This window comes from Paenibacillus vini (assembly GCF_018403325.1).
Lineage (GTDB): Bacteria > Bacillota > Bacilli > Paenibacillales > Paenibacillaceae > Fontibacillus > Fontibacillus vini.
The window spans coordinates 1-367 of sequence record NZ_BOSL01000057.1 but is presented as its reverse complement, the minus strand read 5'-3'; the positions used below and the strand labels follow the sequence as shown (position 1 = coordinate 367).

The window sequence follows — 367 nt, the reverse complement described above, 5'->3', positions numbered from 1 at the left end:
TCTGCAAGGTATTAATGAAATTATATGGTGGAGCCAAGCGGGATCGAACCGCTGACCTCCTGCTTGCAAGGCAGGCGCTCTCCCAGCTGAGCTATGGCCCCATAACAAACTCCAGGATCAGAAAAAACGATTATGGAGTGAATGGTGGGCCCTAGTGGACTCGAACCACCGACCTCACCCTTATCAGGGGTGCGCTCTAACCAACTGAGCTAAGGGCCCATAATCGGAATATTCTATTTTCAACCCATTTAAGGGATGCGCTTGGCAACGTCCTACTCTCCCAGGACCCTTCGGTCCAAGTACCATCGGCGCTGGAGGGCTTAACGGTCGTGTTCGGGATGGGTACGCGTGGAACCCCTCCGCCATC

At 54.0% G+C, this 367-nt stretch carries 2 tRNA genes and 1 rRNA gene; all 3 read right to left on the bottom strand.

What is annotated here, in order from left to right:
• Positions 1-25 precede the first annotated feature (25 nt).
• Positions 26-101 (bottom strand) — tRNA-Ala (locus tag KJS57_RS26130).
• Between the two features lie 41 nt (positions 102-142).
• Positions 143-219 (bottom strand) — tRNA-Ile (locus tag KJS57_RS26125).
• 40 nt (positions 220-259) lie between these two features.
• A 5S ribosomal RNA gene (gene rrf / locus KJS57_RS26120) occupies positions 260-367 on the bottom strand; the annotation flags it as partial.